This window comes from Halorussus salinisoli (genome assembly GCA_005239435.1).
Lineage (GTDB): Archaea > Halobacteriota > Halobacteria > Halobacteriales > Haladaptataceae > Halorussus > Halorussus salinisoli.
The window spans coordinates 1,040,554-1,060,224 of sequence record SZNP01000001.1; the positions used below are offsets into that span (position 1 = coordinate 1,040,554).

18 protein-coding genes and 2 tRNA genes are annotated in these 19,671 nt (G+C 64.9%); 10 read left to right on the plus strand and 10 right to left on the minus strand.

Features of this window, described 5'->3' with window-relative positions:
• Positions 1-94: 94 nt before the first annotated feature.
• Positions 95-244, minus strand: a tRNA-Met gene (locus E2484_RS09565).
• Positions 245-648: 404 nt separating this feature from the next.
• Here E2484_RS09565 and E2484_RS09570 point away from each other — a divergent pair.
• The gene (locus E2484_RS09570; RefSeq protein ID WP_137284967.1) at positions 649-1,905 is read left to right on the plus strand and encodes a DUF7115 domain-containing protein; all 1,257 of its coding nucleotides are present in this window, start codon (positions 649-651) and stop codon (positions 1,903-1,905) included.
• 16 nt (positions 1,906-1,921) lie between these two features.
• Here E2484_RS09570 and E2484_RS09575 read toward each other — a convergent pair whose 3' ends face one another.
• A complete protein-coding gene (locus E2484_RS09575; protein WP_321112253.1) occupies positions 1,922-2,356 on the minus strand; it encodes a DUF5830 family protein in 435 nt (144 codons plus the stop codon).
• A gap of 214 nt (positions 2,357-2,570) precedes the next feature.
• Here E2484_RS09575 and E2484_RS09580 point away from each other — a divergent pair, with 214 nt between their 5' ends.
• From E2484_RS09580 to E2484_RS09595, 4 genes are all read left to right on the plus strand, one after another.
• The gene (locus E2484_RS09580) at positions 2,571-3,218 is read left to right on the plus strand and encodes a TVP38/TMEM64 family protein (RefSeq protein WP_137284968.1); all 648 of its coding nucleotides are present in this window, start codon (positions 2,571-2,573) and stop codon (positions 3,216-3,218) included.
• A 127-nt stretch (positions 3,219-3,345) separates the two neighbouring features.
• Positions 3,346-4,815 (plus strand): molybdopterin-dependent oxidoreductase, encoded by a 1,470-nt coding sequence (locus E2484_RS09585; protein WP_137284969.1) that lies wholly within the window; start codon positions 3,346-3,348, stop codon positions 4,813-4,815.
• Between the two features lie 37 nt (positions 4,816-4,852).
• Complete coding sequence (locus E2484_RS09590; protein WP_137284970.1) at positions 4,853-5,128, plus strand: ArsR/SmtB family transcription factor; 276 nt, start codon at positions 4,853-4,855, stop codon at positions 5,126-5,128.
• Positions 5,129-5,143: 15 nt separating this feature from the next.
• A complete protein-coding gene (locus E2484_RS09595; protein WP_137284971.1) occupies positions 5,144-5,431 on the plus strand; it encodes a hypothetical protein in 288 nt (95 codons plus the stop codon).
• Here the strand turns inward: E2484_RS09595 and E2484_RS24880 are convergent, their stop codons facing one another.
• From E2484_RS24880 to E2484_RS09605, 3 genes are all read right to left on the minus strand, one after another.
• Positions 5,432-5,584 carry an HVO_2523 family zinc finger protein gene (locus tag E2484_RS24880; protein WP_170977281.1) on the minus strand — a complete coding sequence of 51 codons (153 nt, stop codon included), beginning with the start codon at positions 5,582-5,584 and terminating at the stop codon, positions 5,432-5,434. It lies immediately after the preceding gene.
• Between the two features lie 26 nt (positions 5,585-5,610).
• Positions 5,611-6,861 carry an aryl-sulfate sulfotransferase gene (locus tag E2484_RS09600; protein WP_137284972.1) on the minus strand — a complete coding sequence of 417 codons (1,251 nt, stop codon included), beginning with the start codon at positions 6,859-6,861 and terminating at the stop codon, positions 5,611-5,613.
• A 131-nt stretch (positions 6,862-6,992) separates the two neighbouring features.
• Positions 6,993-10,124: an adenosylcobalamin-dependent ribonucleoside-diphosphate reductase gene (locus E2484_RS09605; RefSeq protein WP_137284973.1), complete on the minus strand. Its 3,132-nt coding sequence runs from the start codon at positions 10,122-10,124 to the stop codon at positions 6,993-6,995.
• A gap of 399 nt (positions 10,125-10,523) precedes the next feature.
• Here E2484_RS09605 and E2484_RS09610 point away from each other — a divergent pair, with 399 nt between their 5' ends.
• Positions 10,524-10,703: a hypothetical protein gene (locus E2484_RS09610; protein WP_137284974.1), complete on the plus strand. Its 180-nt coding sequence runs from the start codon at positions 10,524-10,526 to the stop codon at positions 10,701-10,703.
• A 128-nt stretch (positions 10,704-10,831) separates the two neighbouring features.
• Here the strand turns inward: E2484_RS09610 and trpG are convergent, their stop codons facing one another.
• From trpG to trpD, 4 genes are read right to left on the minus strand one after another with little or no spacing between them, the layout of a single operon-like run.
• Positions 10,832-11,452 (minus strand): anthranilate synthase component II, encoded by a 621-nt coding sequence (gene trpG, locus E2484_RS09615; protein WP_137284975.1) that lies wholly within the window; start codon positions 11,450-11,452, stop codon positions 10,832-10,834.
• Entirely contained in the window at positions 11,449-13,059 is a 1,611-nt protein-coding gene (gene trpE, locus E2484_RS09620; protein WP_137284976.1) for an anthranilate synthase component I, read from the minus strand. Before trpE ends, trpG begins: the two co-directional genes overlap by 4 nt.
• A complete protein-coding gene (locus E2484_RS09625) occupies positions 13,056-13,718 on the minus strand; it encodes a phosphoribosylanthranilate isomerase (RefSeq protein WP_137284977.1) in 663 nt (220 codons plus the stop codon). Before E2484_RS09625 ends, trpE begins: the two co-directional genes overlap by 4 nt.
• On the minus strand, positions 13,715-14,719 hold the full coding sequence (trpD, locus tag E2484_RS09630) for an anthranilate phosphoribosyltransferase (protein WP_137284978.1): 1,005 nt from the start codon (positions 14,717-14,719) through the stop codon (positions 13,715-13,717). Before trpD ends, E2484_RS09625 begins: the two co-directional genes overlap by 4 nt.
• Positions 14,720-15,567: 848 nt before the next feature.
• Between trpD and E2484_RS09635 the strand changes: the two genes are divergently transcribed.
• The 4 genes from E2484_RS09635 to E2484_RS09645 all read left to right on the plus strand — a co-directional run bounded on the left by E2484_RS09635 (position 15,568) and on the right by E2484_RS09645 (position 18,703).
• A tRNA-Val gene (locus E2484_RS09635) sits at positions 15,568-15,641 on the plus strand.
• A 316-nt stretch (positions 15,642-15,957) separates the two neighbouring features.
• Positions 15,958-16,227 (plus strand): hypothetical protein, encoded by a 270-nt coding sequence (locus E2484_RS24885; RefSeq protein ID WP_170977282.1) that lies wholly within the window; start codon positions 15,958-15,960, stop codon positions 16,225-16,227.
• 94 nt (positions 16,228-16,321) lie between these two features.
• Positions 16,322-16,549: a hypothetical protein gene (locus tag E2484_RS09640; RefSeq protein ID WP_137284979.1), complete on the plus strand. Its 228-nt coding sequence runs from the start codon at positions 16,322-16,324 to the stop codon at positions 16,547-16,549.
• 519 nt (positions 16,550-17,068) lie between these two features.
• A complete protein-coding gene (locus E2484_RS09645) occupies positions 17,069-18,703 on the plus strand; it encodes an alkaline phosphatase family protein (protein ID WP_137284980.1) in 1,635 nt (544 codons plus the stop codon).
• A gap of 3 nt (positions 18,704-18,706) precedes the next feature.
• Here E2484_RS09645 and E2484_RS09650 read toward each other — a convergent pair whose 3' ends face one another.
• Complete coding sequence (locus E2484_RS09650; RefSeq protein WP_137284981.1) at positions 18,707-19,558, minus strand: Rieske 2Fe-2S domain-containing protein; 852 nt, start codon at positions 19,556-19,558, stop codon at positions 18,707-18,709.
• Positions 19,559-19,671: the final 113 nt, after the last annotated feature.

Sequence of the window (19,671 nt, forward strand, 5' to 3'; positions counted from 1 at the left end):
CGACTGGGAGTGCGTCCGGCGATTACGGGACCGAAGGGGGTGTCGGCCCAGCCGTCACTCCGTGGTCTGATCAAGCGTGACGAAAGCGGGAAAATGCCCGGGGAGGGCTCCGAACCCTCGATCTCCGCATGACCCAGGTTAGAGGCTCGGCGGGCCTCTCGGGCATGGGAGGCTTCCAAGGCCTGAGCACCGAATCTCAGTAACCCTATGAGTGCGGCGCTATGTCCAGCTAAGCCACCCGGGCTCGGTTTCGAGTAGGGGGGTGTTACTCTTTAAAGTTCTCATCTTCCGGCGGTTCGGGACGGCGGGGCACGGGAATTTTCGTGGAACTGAATCGGTTCGGGGGACTGCAGGAAGCGAATCGAAACGTGGAGCACGTGAGTCGAGAGAGCTACTGCTAGCCACCGCAACGGCACGGCCACTGCACCGCGACCGCAGACCTCGCACGGTGGGCGCGGCGCACGAGTACGCCGCACCCGTACGCGCCGCGTACGAAGAACGGACGAGATACAGGCGAAGGAGAACAGGCGAAGGAGAACCGGAGAGCAGGATACGCACGGGCGATCAGGGGACGGGTTCTCGCGTCGAGCCGAATACCTCGCGCGGCTACCCGGCGGATTTAAGCCGGGGGGCTAATCATACCAGTGCATGAGCGCTCCCGCCATCGTACAGTCTCGATTGAACGGCGAACAGGTCGCAGCACAGGTCTCGCTCGGAGGCGAAGACGGTCTCTACGTGACCCGTACGCGGACCCTCATCTACCGCGCGGACGGACTCCTGAGCGACGAGTCCGTCGAGGAGTACCCTCACGAGGCCGAGCGCATCGAAATCTCGGAGGGTCGGCGCAAGTCGGCCGTCGAACTCGACTACGGTATCGAGGGCGAAGAGAAGTTCAAGGTCCCGAGCAACCGACTCTACGAGGCGCTCCACCCCGTGCTGGCGGGCGTGCTGAACGCCGCCGACGTGACCGGTCCCGACGAGACGGTCAAGCAGACCTACCAGTTCAGCGAACTCACGCTGGTCATCACCAGCGAGCGCGTCGTCAAGCACGTCGGCGCGGCGGTCTGGGACCAGGACTACGAGGAGTTCCACTTCGACGACGTGACCGCGCTCGACGTCGAAGAAGGGAGCGTCTCGTCGCAGATCATCATCGAGACCGACGGCCGACCGCAGCGCATCAAGACCCCGAGCGACCAGACCCGCGAAGTCCGCGAGCGCATCGAGCGCGCACTCCTCGACCACTACGACGCTGGCTCCTACGAGGAGTTCGCTCGCGAACACGCCGACCCGGACGACCACGCCGACGCCGAGGGCGACCCGTCCGCCGACGCCGAGTCCGAGATCGACGAGGACGCCGACCCGCTGGCCGGTGGCGGCGTGGACCCCATCGACGCCAACCCGCCGGAACTCGACGAGGACGGTGCCATCGTGGAGGACGAGGCGAGCATGAGGACGGGCGACCGGTCCGACGACGCCGAAGAGGTGAGCGCCGCCGAGGCGAGTGACGCCGCCGCGAAGGCCGCGGCCGCGAGCGAGACGGAAGCGACCGAGAACGCCGAGGCCGCCGACGGCACCGACGACGAGTCGGCGCGAGCGCAGTCGGACGACGGCGCGTCGGCAGTCGGCGATGCGGAACAGTCGGCTGACGCGGGCGACGCGGCCCTGACCGCCGACCCCGCCGACGGGGGTCGGGCCGCCACTGCCACGAACGCGGACGGCGAGGCCGCCAGTTCGGACGGGTTCGCCGACTCGGGCTTCGAGCCAGCGAGTTCGGAGTTGGAGGCCGACACCACCGAAGCGCAACTGGCGGCGTTGACCGAGGCGGTCGAGCGCCAGAACGAACTACTGGCCGAGCAACAGCGCACGCTCGAAACGCTCATCGAGGAACTGAGTCGCGGTCGGTGAGTCGTTCGTCGGGAGTTCAGTCTCGCCCAGTTACCTTCCGGATGCACTCCGGGCCGAACGCGCCGTGTTCGGCCGCGTCTAACTCGATGAAGTAGCCCGTCGAGATGCTCGCTCCGCAACGCCGACACGAGAAGTCGCCCTCCTTCGTGACGACCTCGCTCTGGAAACTGACGTAGCCGCCGCCGGTGGTTTTGACGATGCCGTCCTCGCGCTCGATGAAGCCCCGCTTCTCGGCCTCGTCCAGAATCTTCCGCGTGGTCGCGGGATGGGTGGTGACGGTCTCGATGCGGTCCACCGCCTCCGCGACCGTCAACTCGGGATGTTCGAGTTTCGAGAGGAGTTCGACGCCGACCTCCACGGGGTCTGCGTCGTCCTGCGCCGGGTCGGCGTCGTCGCTCGCCGAGTCGTCGGTTGCGGGACCGTCACTCGCCGGTTCCTCGTCGTCGGCCATCACCTCGGATTCGCTCGCGAATCGGATTAAACCTTGCGCGAGGGGAGCCTTACGTTGTCAGGAGCGATACACAGCGACCGCTTAGAGAAATACAAAATTGCCTTTAACCAATGAATAAATTGCTCTAGCAAATACCGGGGGCTCCGAAATCCGAAGCACACCTCGTGGCCCCGACCCAAAAAGAAGTTACCCGCCGAACGAAAACCCCTCCGCGATGACCGCGTTCGCGCGCCGCCAAGCCGCCGGACTCGCCCTCCTCGCCGTCGCCGCGGCCGCGAGCGTCCTCGCCGGACCGGAGTACCTCCTCGACCCCGCCCGGCGACTCGCGGGGCGGCCCGTCCTCTTCGGCGCGCTCCTCGTCGGCGTCTACCTCGTCCGGCCCCTGTTCGCGTGGCCGACCACCCTCGTCGCCATCCTCGCAGGGTTCGCCTACGGTCCCGTCGTCGGTTTTCCCGTCGCGCTCGCCGGGACGACCGGGAGCGCGCTCCTCCCGTTCCTCGTCGCGCGCTACGTCGGCACGGGGACGGGACTGGTGGCGCGCCTCGGCGACTCCGGCGAGCGTTTCTTCGCCGCGACGGGCGACCTGCGCGGGATGGTCGCCTCCCGACTCGCGCCCGCGCCCTCCGACCCCGTCTCCGCCGCGGCGGGCCTCTCGGGCGTTTCGACCGGCGCGTTCGTCGCCGGGACCGCGATCGGCGAGGTACCGTGGACCGTCGCCGCCGTGCTGGCCGGGAGTTCGCTGGACGACCTCTCGACCGCGGGACTGACCGCAATCGGGTGGGAACTCGTCGCCGCGGCGGCCGCGGTGGCGGTCGCGCTCCTCGCGGGTCCGGCCTACCGGGCCGTGAGTGCCCGGCGGTGAGGTTTCAGGTTCGGACGGTAGTGATTCCTACGAGATACGGAATTTGGAACAGAGTTGGAAGAGACTCGGTGCGAAGTGGGCGAGAGTTCGAAAAACCCCTTTTAGTGTGTCGATACCCCGTCTTAGCATGAAAAACGCGCTCGAATCGATGGTCGTCGCGGCCGCGGCCGGAGTCGCGGCGGTCGCGGGGTCGTACGCGGTGACGGGACTCACGCCCGGGTTCGTCGCCGCGCCGGTCAGCGACCTCGTGGTCGCCTCGACGCCCGACGCGGTGGTTGCGTGGTCCATCCAGACCCTCGGCGATCTCGGGAGCCAACTCGGGTTCCTGTTGGCGCTCGCCCTCACCGTCGGCCTGTTCGCGCTCGCTTCCGCCGCCGGAACCGTCCTCGCTCGACGCTTCGCGTTCCCGGCCGCGCCGGTCGCCGCCGTCGTCTGCGTCGCCGTGGCGCTGGCACTCACCGGGTCGGCCGCCTCCACCCTCGCCGCGGGCGCGAGCGCGGGCACCGTCGTCGGTCTCGCGTCGGTCGGCAGGGACGCGAACGAGTCCGACTCGGCCTCGCCCGCCGCGGCCCGGCGGCGCGTCCTCCAGGCCGTCGCCGGCGCGTTCGCGGTCGGTAGCGTCGGCGCAGTTCTCGGGTCCGGCGAGGGCGGCGAGGTCCCCGACGACGACGGCGAACTCTCGGCCGGCGTCGAGTCGCTGCTCGCGGAGGCCGACCGGAAGTCCCTCGACGTTGCCGGAATCGAACCGCTCGTCAGCGAGAACTTCTATCAGGTGGATATCAACAGCGTGAACCCCACCGTGGACCGCGAAGACTGGACGCTCGGCGTGACCGGCGCGGTCGAAGAGGATGCGGAGTTCGGCTACGACGAGATAACGGGGATGACCGATTCGGTCGAACGCCGGTTCGTCACGCTACGGTGCGTCGGCGAAGGACTGAACGGCAAGAAGATGGACAACGCGCTCTGGACCGGCGTGCCCGTGATGGACCTGCTCGAGTCGGCTGGCATCGACGATTTAGACGAGTGCTGTGTCATGCTCCGGGCCGACGACGACTTCTTCGAGGAGTTCCCGCTGTCGGCGCTCGAAGACGGCTTCCTCGCGTTCGAGATGAACGGCCGACCGCTCCCCCGCGGCCACGGCTACCCGATGCGGGCGCTGATTCCGGGCCACTGGGGCGAGATCAACGTGAAGTGGCTCACCGAAATCGAGGTGCTGGAGCAGGAAGCCGACGGGTACTGGGAGAAGCGCGGGTGGCACGGCACCGGCCCGGTGAACACCGTCACGAAGCTTCACACCGTCAACCGCCTCGATAGCGGCGAGATACAGGTCGGCGGCCACGCCTACGCGGGCACGCGAGGAATTCGACGGGTCGAAGTTTCAGTTGACGGCGGCGACTCGTGGACCGAGGCGACGCTCTCGGAACCGCTCCCCGCAAAAGACGCGTGGCGACAGTGGGAATACACCTACGAAGCCGCCAATCCCCATCGGGTCGTCGTCCGGGCGACCGACGGCGAAGGGAATCTCCAGTCGGACGAGGATAGCGAGCCCTTCCCGAGCGGACCGACCGGGTGGGTGTCGAAGCGCGTGGAGCCGTAATTATAAGGGTCGTGGCTGAGAACCGGGGGACAGCGCGATGGACAAGGCGCTCTGGTACCTGCTCACGGCGACCCGCGGCGGCGAGAACCGCGCGCGGCTCATCCGCGAACTCTCCGAGCGCCCCCGCAACGCCAATCAACTCGCCGACGCGCTCGACGTGCGATACAAGACGGTTCGACACCACCTCGACATGCTCGAAGACCACGGCGTGGTCGAATCCGGCGACAACGAGTACGGGAAGCTCTACTTCCTCACCGACCAGTTCGAACAGCACCGGGAAGCGTTCGAGGAGATTATGGAGCACATCGAATGACACGGAGGCCATAGCATGAGTACGATACAAATCGCAAGCGGAATCGCGGTCGTGAACATCCTCCTTCTCGGTCTGCTCACGACCGTGTGGGTCCGCAACTACCGGAAGTTCCGCACGTCACTCCTGCTCGGGCTGGTCGCGTTCGGCAGCGTCATGCTCGCCGAGAACGTGGTCGCTATCTACTTCTTCTTCAGCATGAAGATGCTCTACTCGGGCGACCCGACGGTCCAGCAGGCCGTGCTGGTGCTTCGCGGCCTCCAGTTGGTCGCCGTCGCCTTCCTGACGTGGGTGACGATGAAGTAGTCAGTAGAAGGTGTCGGCGCAGTCGTAGACCACGCCGTGTTGCGGACAGACGTACTTGCAGTGCCGAGAGTACATCGGTTCCTCGCAGATGGGACACGGACGGCCGCCCGCCCCGTCCCCGTCGGCGTCCCGACTTTCCCGTTCGTCGCTCATACTCGAACGACCGAGAGCGAGCGCCATCACTGTTTCCGTAACCCCGTGCGAGCCAGCAGGTATCCACCCCGAATCCAGAGTACGAGCGCGACGCCGACCACCAGTAGGTGAATCTCCGACACCCAGTACGGGACCGCGACGACGTGGCGAGCGCCCGCGAGGAGCGTCGTGAGAACCGGAATCCTCTGGTCGAACGGACCTACCTCGGCCTCGTGAGCTGAACCGTACGGCGACCCGTCGGACTCGCCGTACGGCAGTCGGTCGGCCTCGTAGGGGAGCGACGGGACCGAATAGCTCGCCACGAGGGTTCCGTTCTCGCGTATCTCGACCACGCGGTTGTTCCGGCTGTCGGTTATCAGCGTGTGGCCGTTCGCCAGTCGGTCGGCGTCCCGCGGCCAGTCGAGGCGGATGCCGCCGACCGTCCCCACCGACCACGCCACTTCCCACTCGCCGGTCGTGTCGTTCAGGTGGAGTTCGACCACGCGGTGGTTCTCGGAGTCGGCCACGACCACCGCCCCGTCGCCGAGCCAGTGGGGGTTGTGTTGCTGGTTCAGCACGTCCGAGTCGCCGTCCTCGTTTACCACCTCGACCACGCCCTGTCCGCGCTCGACGACGAGGAGTTGGTTCCGGTTCCGAATCGAGACGAGGTATCGACCGTCTCCGATTCGGTCTACGTCGTTGAGATGGAGCCAGTCGGTCTTCGTGGGGTCGGCGGGTGCGTCGTAGTACTGGCTGGCGTTCCAGGTCCAGACGTGCTCGCCCGTCTTCGGATTCAACACGAAGATGCTCTCCCACTCCATGTCTGCGACGAGGACGTTCCCCGAGGGGAGCATCTCGGCGTCGTGGACCTCGCTGTCTTTCCGGGTGCGGACCGGATAGCTCCACTCCCAGACGACGTGCGGGTCGGGGTTCGGTTCGATGATGCGGACCCCCGTGCGCTTGCAGGGCGAGTCGTAGGGGCCGCAGTCCTCGTAGTCGCCCGCCGCGAACGTGGCCAAGACCGACCCGTTGTCGAGTTTCTCGACGTTCTGGTAGCTGATGATGTCACCGATGCTCCACCGCACCTCGCCGTGACCGTCCAGTGCTGTCACGTTCCCGTTCGGTCCCGGTCCCTGTACGCCCACCAGTATCGACGTGTTGTTCGCGTCCGCTCCTTTCGTGACGGTTTCCGTGTCCGGCACGAGTGCCCAACTCCCGCCGAACGCTCCGGCGACGAGTAACGTGCCTACTCCGAACAGGACGAGACCACGCTGGAACTCGCCAGTCAGGCCTCCCACGCCGATTCCCCCCGACGCCGACTCGCTGCTCGCCCATCTGTTCCCATGACTGACCCGTGGCTATGTCGTTCACTTACCTAACATCTCTGGCCGTCAAAAAAGGAGTCGAAAGTTAGTTCGGGCTTAAACGGTCAGCACTCGCTCCAGCCACAGGACTCGCAGGTCTTGCAGCCTTCGGAGTAGTACAGCGACAGCGACCCGCAGTCGGGACACTCCGGACTCTCGCCCGAGTCGATGATGTCCTGCTGGTCGGCCTCCTTGCTGGCGGCGACCGACCCGCCGTCGGTATGGGTGTCGGTGTCGCCCGCGGTGTCAGTCGCGGCCGTGCCTTCCTGAACTTCGTCTTCGACCTCGCTCAGGTTCTTCTGCTGAGGGTAGGCCTTCTCGACTTCGCCGTCGAGGTACCGGCGCAGCGCCGTCCCGATGGCGTCCGGGATGGAGTTTATCTGCTCGCCCTTGTCCCAGGCGACCTTCGGACTTCGGATGCCCTGCAGTTCGTCGGCGATCTCCTCGGGGTCCACGCCCGAGCGCAGCGCCGTCGAGATGGTCTTGGCGAGCGCTTCGGTGAACGAGGCGGTGAAGCCGCCGGAGTTGCCGATGTTAGCGAATAGCTCGAACGGTCGGCCGTCGTCGTCCTCGTTGATGTTGACGTAGAGCTTTCCGTACCCGGTGTCGATGCGCTGGGTGATGCCGTGGAGCACGTCGGGTCGGGGGCGCTTGCTGGCGTACGGCCCCTCTACGTCCTCGCCGTCGGCGACTTCGAGGATGGACTCGACCTCGCGGTCGAGCGCGGCCTGCACGTCCCCGTTGTCGAGGAAGCCCTCGATGCCGCCGAAGACCTCCTCGATTTGTTCGACGAGTTTCTCGGCGGCCTCGGACTCGTCTGCGAACTCCTTGTTGTCCGCGCGGGTCGTGAGTACCTGCTTGGAGCGGGTGCCGTCGCGGTAGACGGTCACGCCCTTGCCGCCGTTCTCGTAGATGTACTCGTAGACCTCCTGCATGTCCTCCTTGCTGGCGTCGTTCGGGAAGTTACAGGTCTTCGAGATGGCCGAGTCCACGCCCTCCTGACAGGCGCACTGGACCGCGGCGTGGTCCTTGCCCGAGAGGTCGGAGGTCACGACGAACAGTTCGCCGATGGCGTCCGGCACGGTTTCGAGGCCTTCCACGCCGTCGAACTCGTTGTTCGCCATCTGCTCTTGGGCTTCCTGCTTGACCTCCTCGACGTCGATGTCGTTGTCCTCCAACACGCGGAGGAAGTAGTCGTCGAACTCCACGAGCATCTCGTCGCCCTGCACGTCGTCGGAGACGTTCTTGTAGTAGGCGACGTTGTAGATGGGTTCACAGCCACCCGTGGTGTTGCCGACCATCGAGGTGGTGCCGGTCGGCGCGATGGTGGTCGTGTTGTGGTTCCGGACCGCGAAGCCGTCCTCCCAATCGTCGGCGTTCAGGCCGGTCTGCTTCTCGAACCACTCGGCGTACTCGGCGGGGTTCGCGTACTTGCTGTTGTCCCACTCGTCGAACGACCCGCGCTCCTCGGCGAGTTCGTGGGAGGCCCACTTGCTCTCGTGGTTGATGTACCGCATCAACTGACGCGCGATTTCGTTGGCTTCGTCGCTCCCGTACTCGACGCCCAACTGGATGTAGAGCTGGGCGAGACCCATGATGCCGAGACCGATTTTGCGCATCTCCCGGACCTTCTGCTCTATCTTGTCGACCGGGAAGTCCGACATCGTGACGACGTTCTCGAGGAAGCGCGTGCCGTACTCGATGCGGTGGTCGAACTCGTCCCACGCCATCGCGTCGGCGAGGAAGGCGTCGACGGCCTCCTCGAAGTCGTCGTACTCGTCGCCGTGTTCGTCGTACCAGACCCGCCAGTCGGGGGCCTCGGTGTCGGCCAGCGTCGAGAGATTGATGTGACCGAGGTTGCAGGCCTCGTACTCTTCGAGCGGTTGCTCGCCGCACGGGTTGGTCGCCAGAATCTGATGCTCCGGATGCTCCTCCACGTCGAAGGAGTGTTCCTTGTTGACGCGTTCGAGGTAGATGACGCCGGGTTCGCCGTTCTCGTGGGCACCGTCCACGATGCGGTCCCAGACGAGTTCGGCCGGAACCGAGAGTTCCTCGCCGACCTCGACGTACTCGCCGAGGTCGAACATCTCGTACAGTTCCTTGGTGTGCTCGGTGGCGACGTGGGGTTCTTCCGTACGGGGGTTCGTGAAGGTGAACTCCTCGCCGTTCTGGACCGCCTCCATGAAGTCGTCGGTGACACCGACCGAGATATTGAAGTTAGAGAGGTGGCCCTCCGCGGCGTTCCGGAGGTGCTTGGGCACGCGACCCTCGTCGTCGATGAGTTCGCGGGCCTCTTCGAGGGCGTCCGTGAACGAGTTGTGAGTGTAGTCGTCGGGGTCGTTCAGGCGGAGCGTGTGAGCGAGGCTCACGTCCTTGTTCTTGGCGTGGATGAACTGGATGACGTCGGGGTGGGAGATTCGCATGACGCCCATCTGGGCGCCGCGCCGGGCACCGCCCTGTGCGATGGTTTCGCACATCTGGTCGTAGGTCCGCATGAAGGTGATGGGGCCCGAGGCGATGCCGCCCGTGCTACCCACGGCGTCGCCGTAGGGTCGGAGCTTCCAGAAGGCGTAACCCATGCCGCCACCCGACTGGAAGACCTGTGCGGCCTCCTTGGCGGTCTGGTGGATGTCGTCGATGTCGTCGGCCGGGGAGTCGACGAAACAGGCCGACAGCTGTTGGAGTTCGTCGCCCGCGTTCATCAGAGTGGGCGAGTTCGGCATGAACGAGAGGTCCTCCATCAGGGTCTGGAACTCCTCGCGCACGTCCTCGACGTGAGTGCGAATCTCGTCGGGGAGTTCCGGAACGACGGTCTCGTAGGAGAACTTGTTGACGTTGTAGACCGAGAGCGTGGTCTCGGCGTCGTCGTCGGCCGCGGTGCCCGCGCCGAACACTTCCTCGGCGAGTTCGTCACGACGGGGGTGGTCGGGCTTGAGCTGGTCGGGCGTGACCGTGACTTCCTCGTCGCGCTTCTCGGCCTCGTAGACGGCCTCGGCCAGCGCGATGTTCTCGGCGACGCGCGGGAAGAGGTCCTCCTGTTCCTCGATGAGATTTCCGTCGGCGTTCTTCCGGAGGTAGCGCGCCGGGAGGATGTTGTGGTAAGCGTTGCTCGTCAGGCGGTCTTCGAGGGTCTCGCCCTCGGTCCGCTTGATGGGGAGCGTGAGTTCGTCGGCAGTGAGTTCGCCCGCACCGCTCATGCGTGGCTCACCTCGCTCGTCTGTCCGCCGATTCCGGCTACTGTGAATGGCGTAGTTCGTTTCATTCGTGACGACGATTTCATTCTGAGGCCTCCTGTTTAGTCCTTACTGTCTGAGTTTCACTATTCCAAATTCGATTGGATTGTGATGCCTCTTTCCGAAATTATACGCACCGCGAACGCCGGTTATCGACAAGCCGGATTCGCGGCTATTGGTTGTCACTCCAAGGTAGCATCCGCAACCTAATAAGAGTATGCAGACCGCGGCGAAAGTAGTCAGCGAACCGAACGAGTATATGAGTAATCGGAGCCTACCGCACCGGAGTCGGGCGATTTAGATAACGCCACCGATGTTGAAGGGCCGATACGTTTACCACGACTGGCTCGCGTTGATTTTAGTATGGCTGTCGCGCTCGCCGCTGGACTCCTCGCAACACCGCTCGGGACACTGCTCGTCGCTCTCGTCGCGCTCGCGGCCACGGTACTGGTCGGCCGAATCCTCCTGAACGTCGCGTGGAAAATCCTGCTCGTCGCTATCGTGGTCGTCGGCGCACTCTACACGGCGGGCGTCTTGTTGTAGACCTGCCCGGAATTTTACGTCCGAGAACGGGACGAACCCCGCTCGGACGCCTCGCGCGGTCGCTCGGAGGTCGAGGTCGAGGACCGTCAGTCCGACTGATCCGAGAGGACGGAGCCGAGCAACGCTACTCACGCCACGCCGTCGACGAAGTTGTGAATCACGTCGTGGCCGACAGCCGTCAGCACGCTCTCGGGGTGGAACTGGACGCACTCGATGGGATGCTCGCGGTGGCGCACGCCCATCACCAGTTCCGTTCCCTCGTGGTCGGTCGTCGCGGTCACCTCGAAGCAGTCCGGCACCTCGGTCGCCACCAGCGAGTGGTAGCGCCCGGCGCGGAACCCCTGCTCTAGCCCCGCGTACACGCCGCGCCCGTCGTGGGAGACCGGGAACGCCTTCCCGTGAACAGGTTCGGGCGCGCGGCCGACCGACCCGCCGTAGGCGTAGACTGCGGCTTCCAATCCGAGGCAGACTCCGAGCGTCGGGACCTCGGGACTCACCTCGCGGAACACGTCGAGAGTGACGCCCACGTCTCGCTCGTTCTCGGGGTGGCCCGGCCCCGGCGAAACGACGATTGCGTCGGGGTCGGCCTCGCGTACGTCCGACAGCGTTGCCGTGTTCCGGACGACTTCGGTCTCGGCGTGTTCGCTCGTGTACTCCACGAGGTTGTACGTGAACGAGTCGAAGTTGTCCACGAACAAGACCCGCGAGTCGGTCGTCGTCGCCGCTTCGTCTCCGGCGCTCGCGGTCATCGCCCCACCTCCGGAGCGTCGGCGGCGTCAGGCGTGTCCGACTCCTCGATTCGTTCGAGGGCGGTCAGCACCCCGTCCATCTTCTTCTCGGTCTCCTCGTACTCGGCGGCGGGGTCGCTGTCGGCGACGATACCCGCTCCGGCCTGCACCGTGATTCGGTCCGAGTCGTCGACTCCCGTGCCGGACTCGACCGTCGCGGTCCGGATGACGATAGCGAAGTCGGCGTCGCCCGACCACGAGTAGTAGCCGACGCCGCCGCCGTAGAGACCGCGGGCCGTCAGTTCGAGGTCGTCGATGATCTCCATCGCGCGAATCTTGGGTGCGCCCGAGAGGGTCCCGGCCGGGAACGACGCCCGCGTCGCGTCGAAGGGGTCGGAATCGTCGGCGAGACGCCCGGTCACGGTACTCTCGATGTGCTGGACGTGACTGTACTTGAGGACGTTCATGAACTCCTCGACCTGCACGCTACCTGGGTCGCTGACCCGGCGAACGTCGTTGCGCGCGAGGTCCACGAGCATCGTGTGTTCGGCGCGCTCCTTGCCGTCGGCGAGCATCTCGCCCGCGAGACGGCGGTCCTCTACGGGACTCGACCCGCGCGAGCAGGTGCCCGCGATGGGGTTCGCCATCACTTCGTGACCGCGGACCGAGACCAGCGTCTCGGGACTCGCACCGACCACGGTCAGGTCGTCGTAGCCGAGGAGATACATGTACGGCGAGGGATTCACCTCCCGGAGCGCCTCGTAGAAGCCCAGCGAGTCGACTTCCCCGCGGAGTTCTCGCTTCCGGGAGATGACTCCCTGATAGATGTCACCGTCGAGAACGTGTTCTTTCGCGGTTCGGACCGCGTCCTCGTACTCGTCTCTCGGTCCGGCGGTTTCGCTCCGGCGGACGAAACCGCCCGTCTCCGGAGTGTCGGCCGACTCGAGGAGGTCGGCTATCCGGTCGGCCTCGGTTCGGAGGTCGTCGTAGACCGCTCTCGGGTCGTCGTCGGGTCCGACGAGCGGCGTGAACACCAGCGAGACCGTCTCCTCGAGGTGGTCGAACGCCACGGTCTTGGTGTTCAGTACGAACTGAGCGTCGGGGAACCGCGACTCGGGACGCTCGACTCCCACCTCGTCAAGCCAGAGGTCGTACACCGCGTCGTATGCCAGAAAGCCGACCAGACCGCCCTCGAAGTGCTGGCGGTCCCCGTCGGGGAAGCCGCGCTGTTCGGCGTCCGGCATGACCGACCGGAGGGTGTCGAGGGCGTCGCCCTCGCGGTCGGCGGAGACGTACCTCGCGGCCCGGCCACCGAGCGATTCGACCTGCACCTCTTCGGGGTCGACGGTCACGACTGCTTCGGGGTCGTAGCCGACGTAGGAGTATCTGGCGTGGCGGTCGCCCGACGAGGCGGGGGAGAACGCACCGTCGGGGTCGCTAGAGGCGGTCTTCTCGGCGCTCTCGAGTAGGAAGGCGTACTCCGAGAGGTCGGTCTCGGTCGAGCGCCCGGTCAGCGCCGCGTAAGCCGACAGCGGCGTGGCGTCCACGTCGAGTTCCGCCTCGACCCGAATCACGGCCGGGTCGTCGCGTCCGGCGAAGTCGACGAACTGCTCGCGTTCGGGTTTCATGGCGTCGGAGCGGTGGAGGTGCGTTTCGCGTTCGCCACGAACTCGGCGACCGCTTCGGGGTCTTTTCGGCCGGGGATGGACTCGACGTTGCGCTCGACGCCACTCGCCACGTCTACGGCGAACGGTTCGACGGCACGGACGGCGTCGCCGACGTTCTCCGGGGTCAGCCCTCCGGCGAGGACGACCGGCGAGTCGAGGGTCGCGGCGACTTCGGCGGTCCGTTCCCAGTCGTGCGTTCGCCCGGTGCCGCCAGCGCCGTCCTCGTCCACCGAATCGACCAGTAGCCCGTCGGCCACTTCGTCGTACCGTCGGGCCTGCTCGGGGTCGGTGGCGTCGACGACCTTGAGGACCTGCGGTTCGACGGTAGCGGTCAGGTAGGCGAGGTCCCCCGCGCCCAGCTCGCCGTGAATCTGTATCGCGTCGGGTCCGACGATTCGAGCGAGTTCGACCGCCCGTTCGGGCGTCTCGGGCATCGTGACCAGTACGGTCGTGACGAACGGGGGAGCGGCGGCGGCGAGTTCGACTGCTAACTCCGGTTCGATTTCGCGCGGGGAATCGACCGGTACGTCGACGAGCAGGCCGACCGCGTCCGCACCCGCTTCGACGGCCACCCGGAGGTCGTCGCGGCAGGTGAGACCACAGACTTTCACGCGCGTCATGCTCTCACAGGTCGGCAGAGTTCTTCGAGTTGGTCGGCGGCCCCACCGTCGTCGATGGCCTTCGCGGCGCGTTCGGCACCGTCTTCGAGGGAGTCGGCCTCCCCGGCGACGTAGATGGCCGCCCCGGCGTTGGCGAGGATGATATCGCGCTTCGCGCCGGTAACGTCTCCCTCCACGATGCCGCGGAGGTCGGCGGCGTTCTCCTCGGGGGTGCCGCCGGCGACGGCGGACACGTCGTGGCGCGGGAGGCCGAGGTCGGCGGGCGTGATGGTGTACTCCTCGATGTCGTCACCGTGGACCTCCGCGACGGTTGTCTCGTCGTGGATTGCGATTTCGTCCATGCCGGACCCGTGGACGACCAGCGCGCGCTCTACGTTCATGTGGGAGAGCGAGCGTGCGAGGACCGGCACGAGGTCGGGGTCGTAGACGCCGACGATCTGGGCGTCCGCACCGGCGGGGTTGGTCAGCGGGCCGAGGACGTTGAACACGGTGCGCATTCCGAGTTCCTTCCGGGGGCCGATGACGGCCTTCATCGCGGGGTGGAACACGGGCGCGAGCATGAACCCGATGCCGTCGTCCTCGATGGCTCGCTCGACCGCCGGCGGTTCGGCGTCGATTTCGACCCCGACCGTTTCGAGTACGTCCGCGCTCCCGGAGGAAGAGGAGACCGAGTAGTTGCCGTGCTTGGCGACCGGGACGCCCGCACCGCTGGCGACGACGGCGCTCGTGGTCGAGACGTTGATGGTGTTGTAGTCGTCGCCGCCGGTCCCGCAGGTGTCCACGAGCGGCGAGCGGTCGGGGTCGATGGTCCGGGCCGCGTCGCGCATCCCCTGCGCGAATCCGGCGATTTCGGTCTCGGTCTCGCCCTTCGCGCGGAGGGCCGTGAGGAGCGACCCGATCTGCGCCTCGGTCGCGCCCTCGAAGACGGCCGTGGCCGCCTCGCGTGCTTCGTCGAGCGTGAGGTCCTCGCCGTCGGTCGCGCGTTCGATGTAGTCCTGCATTTTAACTCACCAATGTACTTCTTCGTCTTACAATGAACACAATCGTACATCCACTTAAGGGTGTCGGGGAGCGGAAGGGAGACAACCGACGACGCGCTCCTCCGTGAGGCCACGCTCGTCGCTCGGTGACACCCTCGCCCTCGGCACGCGGTGGCCCTCTTTCCCGCGCCAACTACAGGCCACCTTCATCCTGGCTCACGCTACAGGCTACCTTCATCCCGGCGCGTGCTGGCGCAGTCTGGCGGTTTGAGACCGCGCCAGGGCGCGCGAGGGACGACCGAGCAAAGCGAGGGAGTCGGTTGGTGAGGGTGTGGCCCGCGGCCGCAGTGCGGTTGCGGTGCCGTGCGGTAGACTCCGTGGTGCAAGGAGTAGCTAGCTTTGCTGAATCTGCTCCTGTCTACAGTTGGCCGCAGAGTAGCTAGCTTTTCGACCCGACTCGCATCTCCACGTTGGTGGTTGCTCTGCTGTGCGGTGTCGTACAGCCGTCGCAGATTCGAACAGTCACGTCCTCTTTCGCTCTCCGTCTATCCGGTGTGACAGCGCACAGCTACGAGTTGGTCGGTCGTTCCGGCGGTTCCCACGTAAGAAATATACTTGCACGTCTAAACCGGGCAAACACATAGTAAGAAAATATTTACCATTCTAAGAAGCAGGCTTTTACGTCCCAACTGCGAACTACTGTCGCCGGACTCGATCATCTGCTCGGCGGTTTTCTACCCCTTCGAGGGTCACGCAGCACCTCCGCGACAGACCCTCATGGTAAATCGCCGGACCGCGCCGGAATCCGAAAGGTTCAATTATCCCCCGGACAAACCCAGAAATGCGTCCGACGGAGGCCGCACCAACGTGGGTTTGTGGTCTAGTTGGTTATGACACCTCCTTGACATGGAGGAGGCCGGCAGTTCAAATCTGCCCAAACCCACTTCTTCCCGACGTTCGTCCCAACTAGCACGCGGTAACGGGATTCCCTTGAGCGTGTCTGCGAGTCCGACGAGTGACCTCGTTCACCAGTCGTTCAGGTCCAGTTTGGTCAGGCGCGCCCACCAAAAGCTAATACGGGTGACGTGTTGTGAAAGCTTGTGGATTACACGAGTTCCAATAAGGTCGTCGCGACTACTGGTGCGGCCATATTCGCCACTTCTACGGCAGTGAATCTCGTTCGGATAGCACTCGGGAGTAGTCTTCCTTCGACGCTGGAGTTGTTCTCTCACCAACCAGTACTTCCGACGGGACTTCTCGTGGCAATCGTCGCTGTTGGCTTATTACTCGTAGGTTCCTGGTCGAAACGAACTGCGTCTATTGCTCTCATCCTCGGCGTAGTCATGACTGTTCTATCGGTTACTGGACTGTACAGCCTCTGGAAATTGACTGAGGCATCTGCCGTTCCACTCGGGACAGTCGTATGGGCGTTTCCCACCGTTAACCTCCTCGGCGGCATTCTCGTGTTAGTAGGTGCATTTAGAGAACTAGACAGAAACCGTGTCGGCGACGTACCGACGATGACGTAACACCGCCGATACGTGCGCACCACGGGGCGAGCAATACAGAGCCTGTAGGTAACGAAACCGAAGATACTTAATCTACCCTGGATGACCTACGGAGGTGGTAGAGAGTCCGTTCACCTATCTAAAAGGGATTGGGTTGCTTCTCGCGCTGTTCTTCGTCTTCTATCCAGTCGTCCTCGTTCTCCAATTACTTACGGGCACAGTCACGGAGTCGATCGGTCAGATTGCAGTTCTCCTGGTCTCGTCTCTCATCGCGTGGGTCTGGCTGATTCGGCTGTATCGAGCGTACGGCTCTGTTGATGTAACGACGAAAGCGACTGAATAACGGTAACGTCGCGCACGATCGCTTCGGCGGTGAGGTCGCACCACGCACCGAGTATTCAGAGCGTTGATTCGTCGTCGAGCGGTTGCAGGAGCGCGGCGTCGGTCGTCCGAACGAAGGGGGACGTTACAGGAGTACTCCTGACCAACCAGTTCGACGGTCGTCTGGACACTCCGGGAGTTACAGTCGCAAGGTCGTCGAAGCCGATTCGGCGTACTCTTCGTCGTCGGTTCCCACGTTTCTTTCCACACCGTATAGTCCACTGGACACACCCGTCGTGACGGATATCGGGCAGGGGTGGCTCTCGGAGTGCAAACGCGAAGACTCCGGCGAGCCGACGACTTCCTCCAGTGGTCGTGGCGCAACCCCGACGGAGAGGGCCGGTTTAGGCGTTGTATAATGAAATGACGGGGGTGAAAACGGACTAGTAATGAACGCGGTGAACGTTGGGGGAGGAACTCTCCGTTCCGACCGTACCGGCGAACGAGACTTTGGAACTGGCCGCTTCGGGGGGAGTGCGTGATGGCCGAAACGAGCCTCGACGTCCTGCTCGTCGGCATCGACGCGGGGTGTCTTCCGGTCTTCGACCGACTCCGTGACGACGAGATACCGACCATCCGCTCGATCTGCGACGACGGCGTCGTCGCGCCGCTGGAGTCCCAGATGCCGCCGTGGACGCCGAGCGCGTGGCCGTCGATGTACACCGGCGTCAACCCCGGCAAACACGGTGTCTGCGGGTTCGTGACCTACGACGGATACGATTTCCGCGTCGTCACCGGTGACGACGTCGAGGAGCACTCCATCTGGTCGCTACTCGACGACCACGGCGTGACGAGCGTGGTCGTCAACGTCCCCGTCACGCATCCGCCGGAGAAGCTAGACGGCGCGGTGATTCCGGGGTTCATCGGACCCGAAGACCCGCGCTGTCACCCCGAGGGAGCGCTCGAGGACGTCCGGGACGCCATCGGCGAGTACCGGGTCTACCCGACGTACTCCCGCGAGGACTCGGACTACACCGACGCCCAGAAGATGGAGGAGTACACCGACCTGGTCAGGATGCGCGGCGAGGCGTTCCGGCATCTGGCCGACCAACACGACCCCGAGTTCGGGTTCGTCCAGTTCCAGAAACCGGATACCGTGTTCCACGAGTTCGAGGGCGACTGGGAGAAGGTGTCGACGGTCTACGAGGAGACGGACCGCCAAATCGGGAAGATACTCGACAGGAACGACCCCGACACCGTCGTGATAGCCAGCGACCACGGCATGGGACCGTACGACGAGTACGAGTTCCGCGTCAACGAGTTCCTGCGCGACGAGGGATTCGTGAAAGCCACTCGGGGCGGCAAGGGGATGCCGTCGTGGAACCCCATCCAAGACGAACTGCGAGAGGGCAAGGAGACGACGACCTGGGAACCGAACGCGGTCGAGCGCATGGCGGCGACCGCAGCGAAGTTCGGCTTCACCGCCCGTCGCATCCGGACGGCGTTAGAGAAGGTGGGACTCGCCGACGTCGCGCTCCAGTACGCGCCGAAAAACGTCGCCCGGACCGGCAACGAGCAGGTCGACTTCGAGAACTCGGCTGCCTACATGCGCGCCCGGACCGAACTCGGCGTCCGCGTCAACCTCGAGGGTCGCGAACCGGAGGGCGTCGTCCCGCCCGAGAAGTACGACGACGTGCGCGAGGCGCTCGTCGAACGACTGAGCGACGTCCGGACGCCCGACGGCGACCCGGTGTTCGAAGAGGTCGTCCCGCGCGAAGAGTACTTCCACGGCAAGAACGTCGAGAACGCGCCCGACGTCGTCATCGTCCCGAACGAGATGGAACAGTTCCTCTCCGCGCAACTGCTCGGCGACTACTTCGCACCGCCGACCGAACCCTGGAACCACAAACTCGACGGCGTCTTCGCGGCGAAAGGCGAAGCCATCGACCCCCACGGCATCGAGGAGCGACCTCGCCCACACCTGTTCGACGTGGCTCCGACGGTCATGTCCGCGCTCGGCGTTCCCTACAGCGACCGGATGGACGGCGAGGTCATCCCCGTGGTCGAGGACGCCGGCGCGACGACGTACCCCGAGTACGACGAGACGGGCGACGCCTCGATGAAAGACGAGGGGGAAGTCGAGGAACGACTGGCCGACCTCGGCTACGTACAGTAGCTGTCACTCCGGTCGCGGGAAGGCGTTGAACGACAGTTCTACGGGGGAGAACGGGTCGTACACCGACTGGTGGCACTGGCAGTACACCGCGTCGGTCGCGTTGAACTTCGAGGCGTCCTGGGAGGCGTTGAACCCTGGCGTGCAACAGAAGTGGGTGCACTTGTCGAGCCACGCGACGAAGTCCGATTCGGTGGCCGCTCGCAGGAAGTCGGCGTTCTCGCTCTCCTCGGGGAGGTCCGAGACTTTCGGCGAGCGCAACACCTGTACCGGGAGTTGCTTCACGTCTTCGTCGTCGTCCGACTGCGAGCGCCACGTCGTCTGGGCGGCTTTGCCAGCACCGACCGACCCGATGCCGTTGCTCCACTCCTCGTAGTCGGCGAAGTCGTCGACGTGGAGTTTCTGGCCCTGCTCGTGGTCGGCCTGCCACTCGTAGAGACCGGGCTTGGACCGCAGGAAGTTGTCCTGGTCGGCGTCGGGTCGCACGCCCTCTGCGATCTGGACGCCACAGTACTGGAACCACCGGCCCGTGTAGGTGACGCCGCCGATTTCCTGCTCGGTGATCGTGAGGGTACTGCCGTCTTTCAGTTCCTTCTCTTTCACCTCGGGCCATATGCCCTTCAAGTACCCCTCGTCGTCGATGGTGAGGGGGACGAGGGGCATCCCGCGCGGGGCGGGACCGGCGGTGTTCTCGATACCGACGTAACTCGTCGGACCGCCGGTTCCACCCGCGGCGGAGGTGGCGGCGTTCAGAGCGCCACTGGCGGCAGTACCGACGCTGGTGAGTGTCGCGGTGCCGACGACGCCTTTCACGAATCGCCGTCGGCCGTCTTCGGGCGGATACTTGTCTGAATCCATCGGGACCCGACGGTAGTTCGGCCGATAGTGTTGTAAAAATTATGAATTATGTCCAATGTTTGGAAATTGGCCCAAACGTTAAGTGCCCTTTTCTACGAGGCGACGACACTGAC

Coding starts and splice junctions, on each gene's coding strand:
- E2484_RS09650 (WP_137284981.1), bottom strand. CDS start 19,558: ATGGATTCAGACAAGTATCCGCCCGAAGACGGCCGACGGCGATTCGTG.
- E2484_RS09610 (WP_137284974.1), top strand. CDS start 10,524: ATGGCTGTCGCGCTCGCCGCTGGACTCCTCGCAACACCGCTCGGGACA.
- E2484_RS09585 (WP_137284969.1), top strand. CDS start 3,346: ATGAAAAACGCGCTCGAATCGATGGTCGTCGCGGCCGCGGCCGGAGTC.
- E2484_RS24880 (WP_170977281.1), bottom strand. CDS start 5,584: ATGAGCGACGAACGGGAAAGTCGGGACGCCGACGGGGACGGGGCGGGC.
- E2484_RS09625 (WP_137284977.1), bottom strand. CDS start 13,718: ATGACGCGCGTGAAAGTCTGTGGTCTCACCTGCCGCGACGACCTCCGG.
- trpG (WP_137284975.1), bottom strand. CDS start 11,452: ATGACCGCGAGCGCCGGAGACGAAGCGGCGACGACGACCGACTCGCGG.
- E2484_RS09570 (WP_137284967.1), top strand. CDS start 649: ATGAGCGCTCCCGCCATCGTACAGTCTCGATTGAACGGCGAACAGGTC.
- E2484_RS09605 (WP_137284973.1), bottom strand. CDS start 10,124: ATGAGCGGTGCGGGCGAACTCACTGCCGACGAACTCACGCTCCCCATC.
- E2484_RS09645 (WP_137284980.1), top strand. CDS start 17,069: ATGGCCGAAACGAGCCTCGACGTCCTGCTCGTCGGCATCGACGCGGGG.
- trpE (WP_137284976.1), bottom strand. CDS start 13,059: ATGAAACCCGAACGCGAGCAGTTCGTCGACTTCGCCGGACGCGACGAC.
- E2484_RS09595 (WP_137284971.1), top strand. CDS start 5,144: ATGAGTACGATACAAATCGCAAGCGGAATCGCGGTCGTGAACATCCTC.
- E2484_RS09575 (WP_321112253.1), bottom strand. CDS start 2,356: ATGGCCGACGACGAGGAACCGGCGAGTGACGGTCCCGCAACCGACGAC.
- E2484_RS09590 (WP_137284970.1), top strand. CDS start 4,853: ATGGACAAGGCGCTCTGGTACCTGCTCACGGCGACCCGCGGCGGCGAG.
- trpD (WP_137284978.1), bottom strand. CDS start 14,719: ATGCAGGACTACATCGAACGCGCGACCGACGGCGAGGACCTCACGCTC.
- E2484_RS09580 (WP_137284968.1), top strand. CDS start 2,571: ATGACCGCGTTCGCGCGCCGCCAAGCCGCCGGACTCGCCCTCCTCGCC.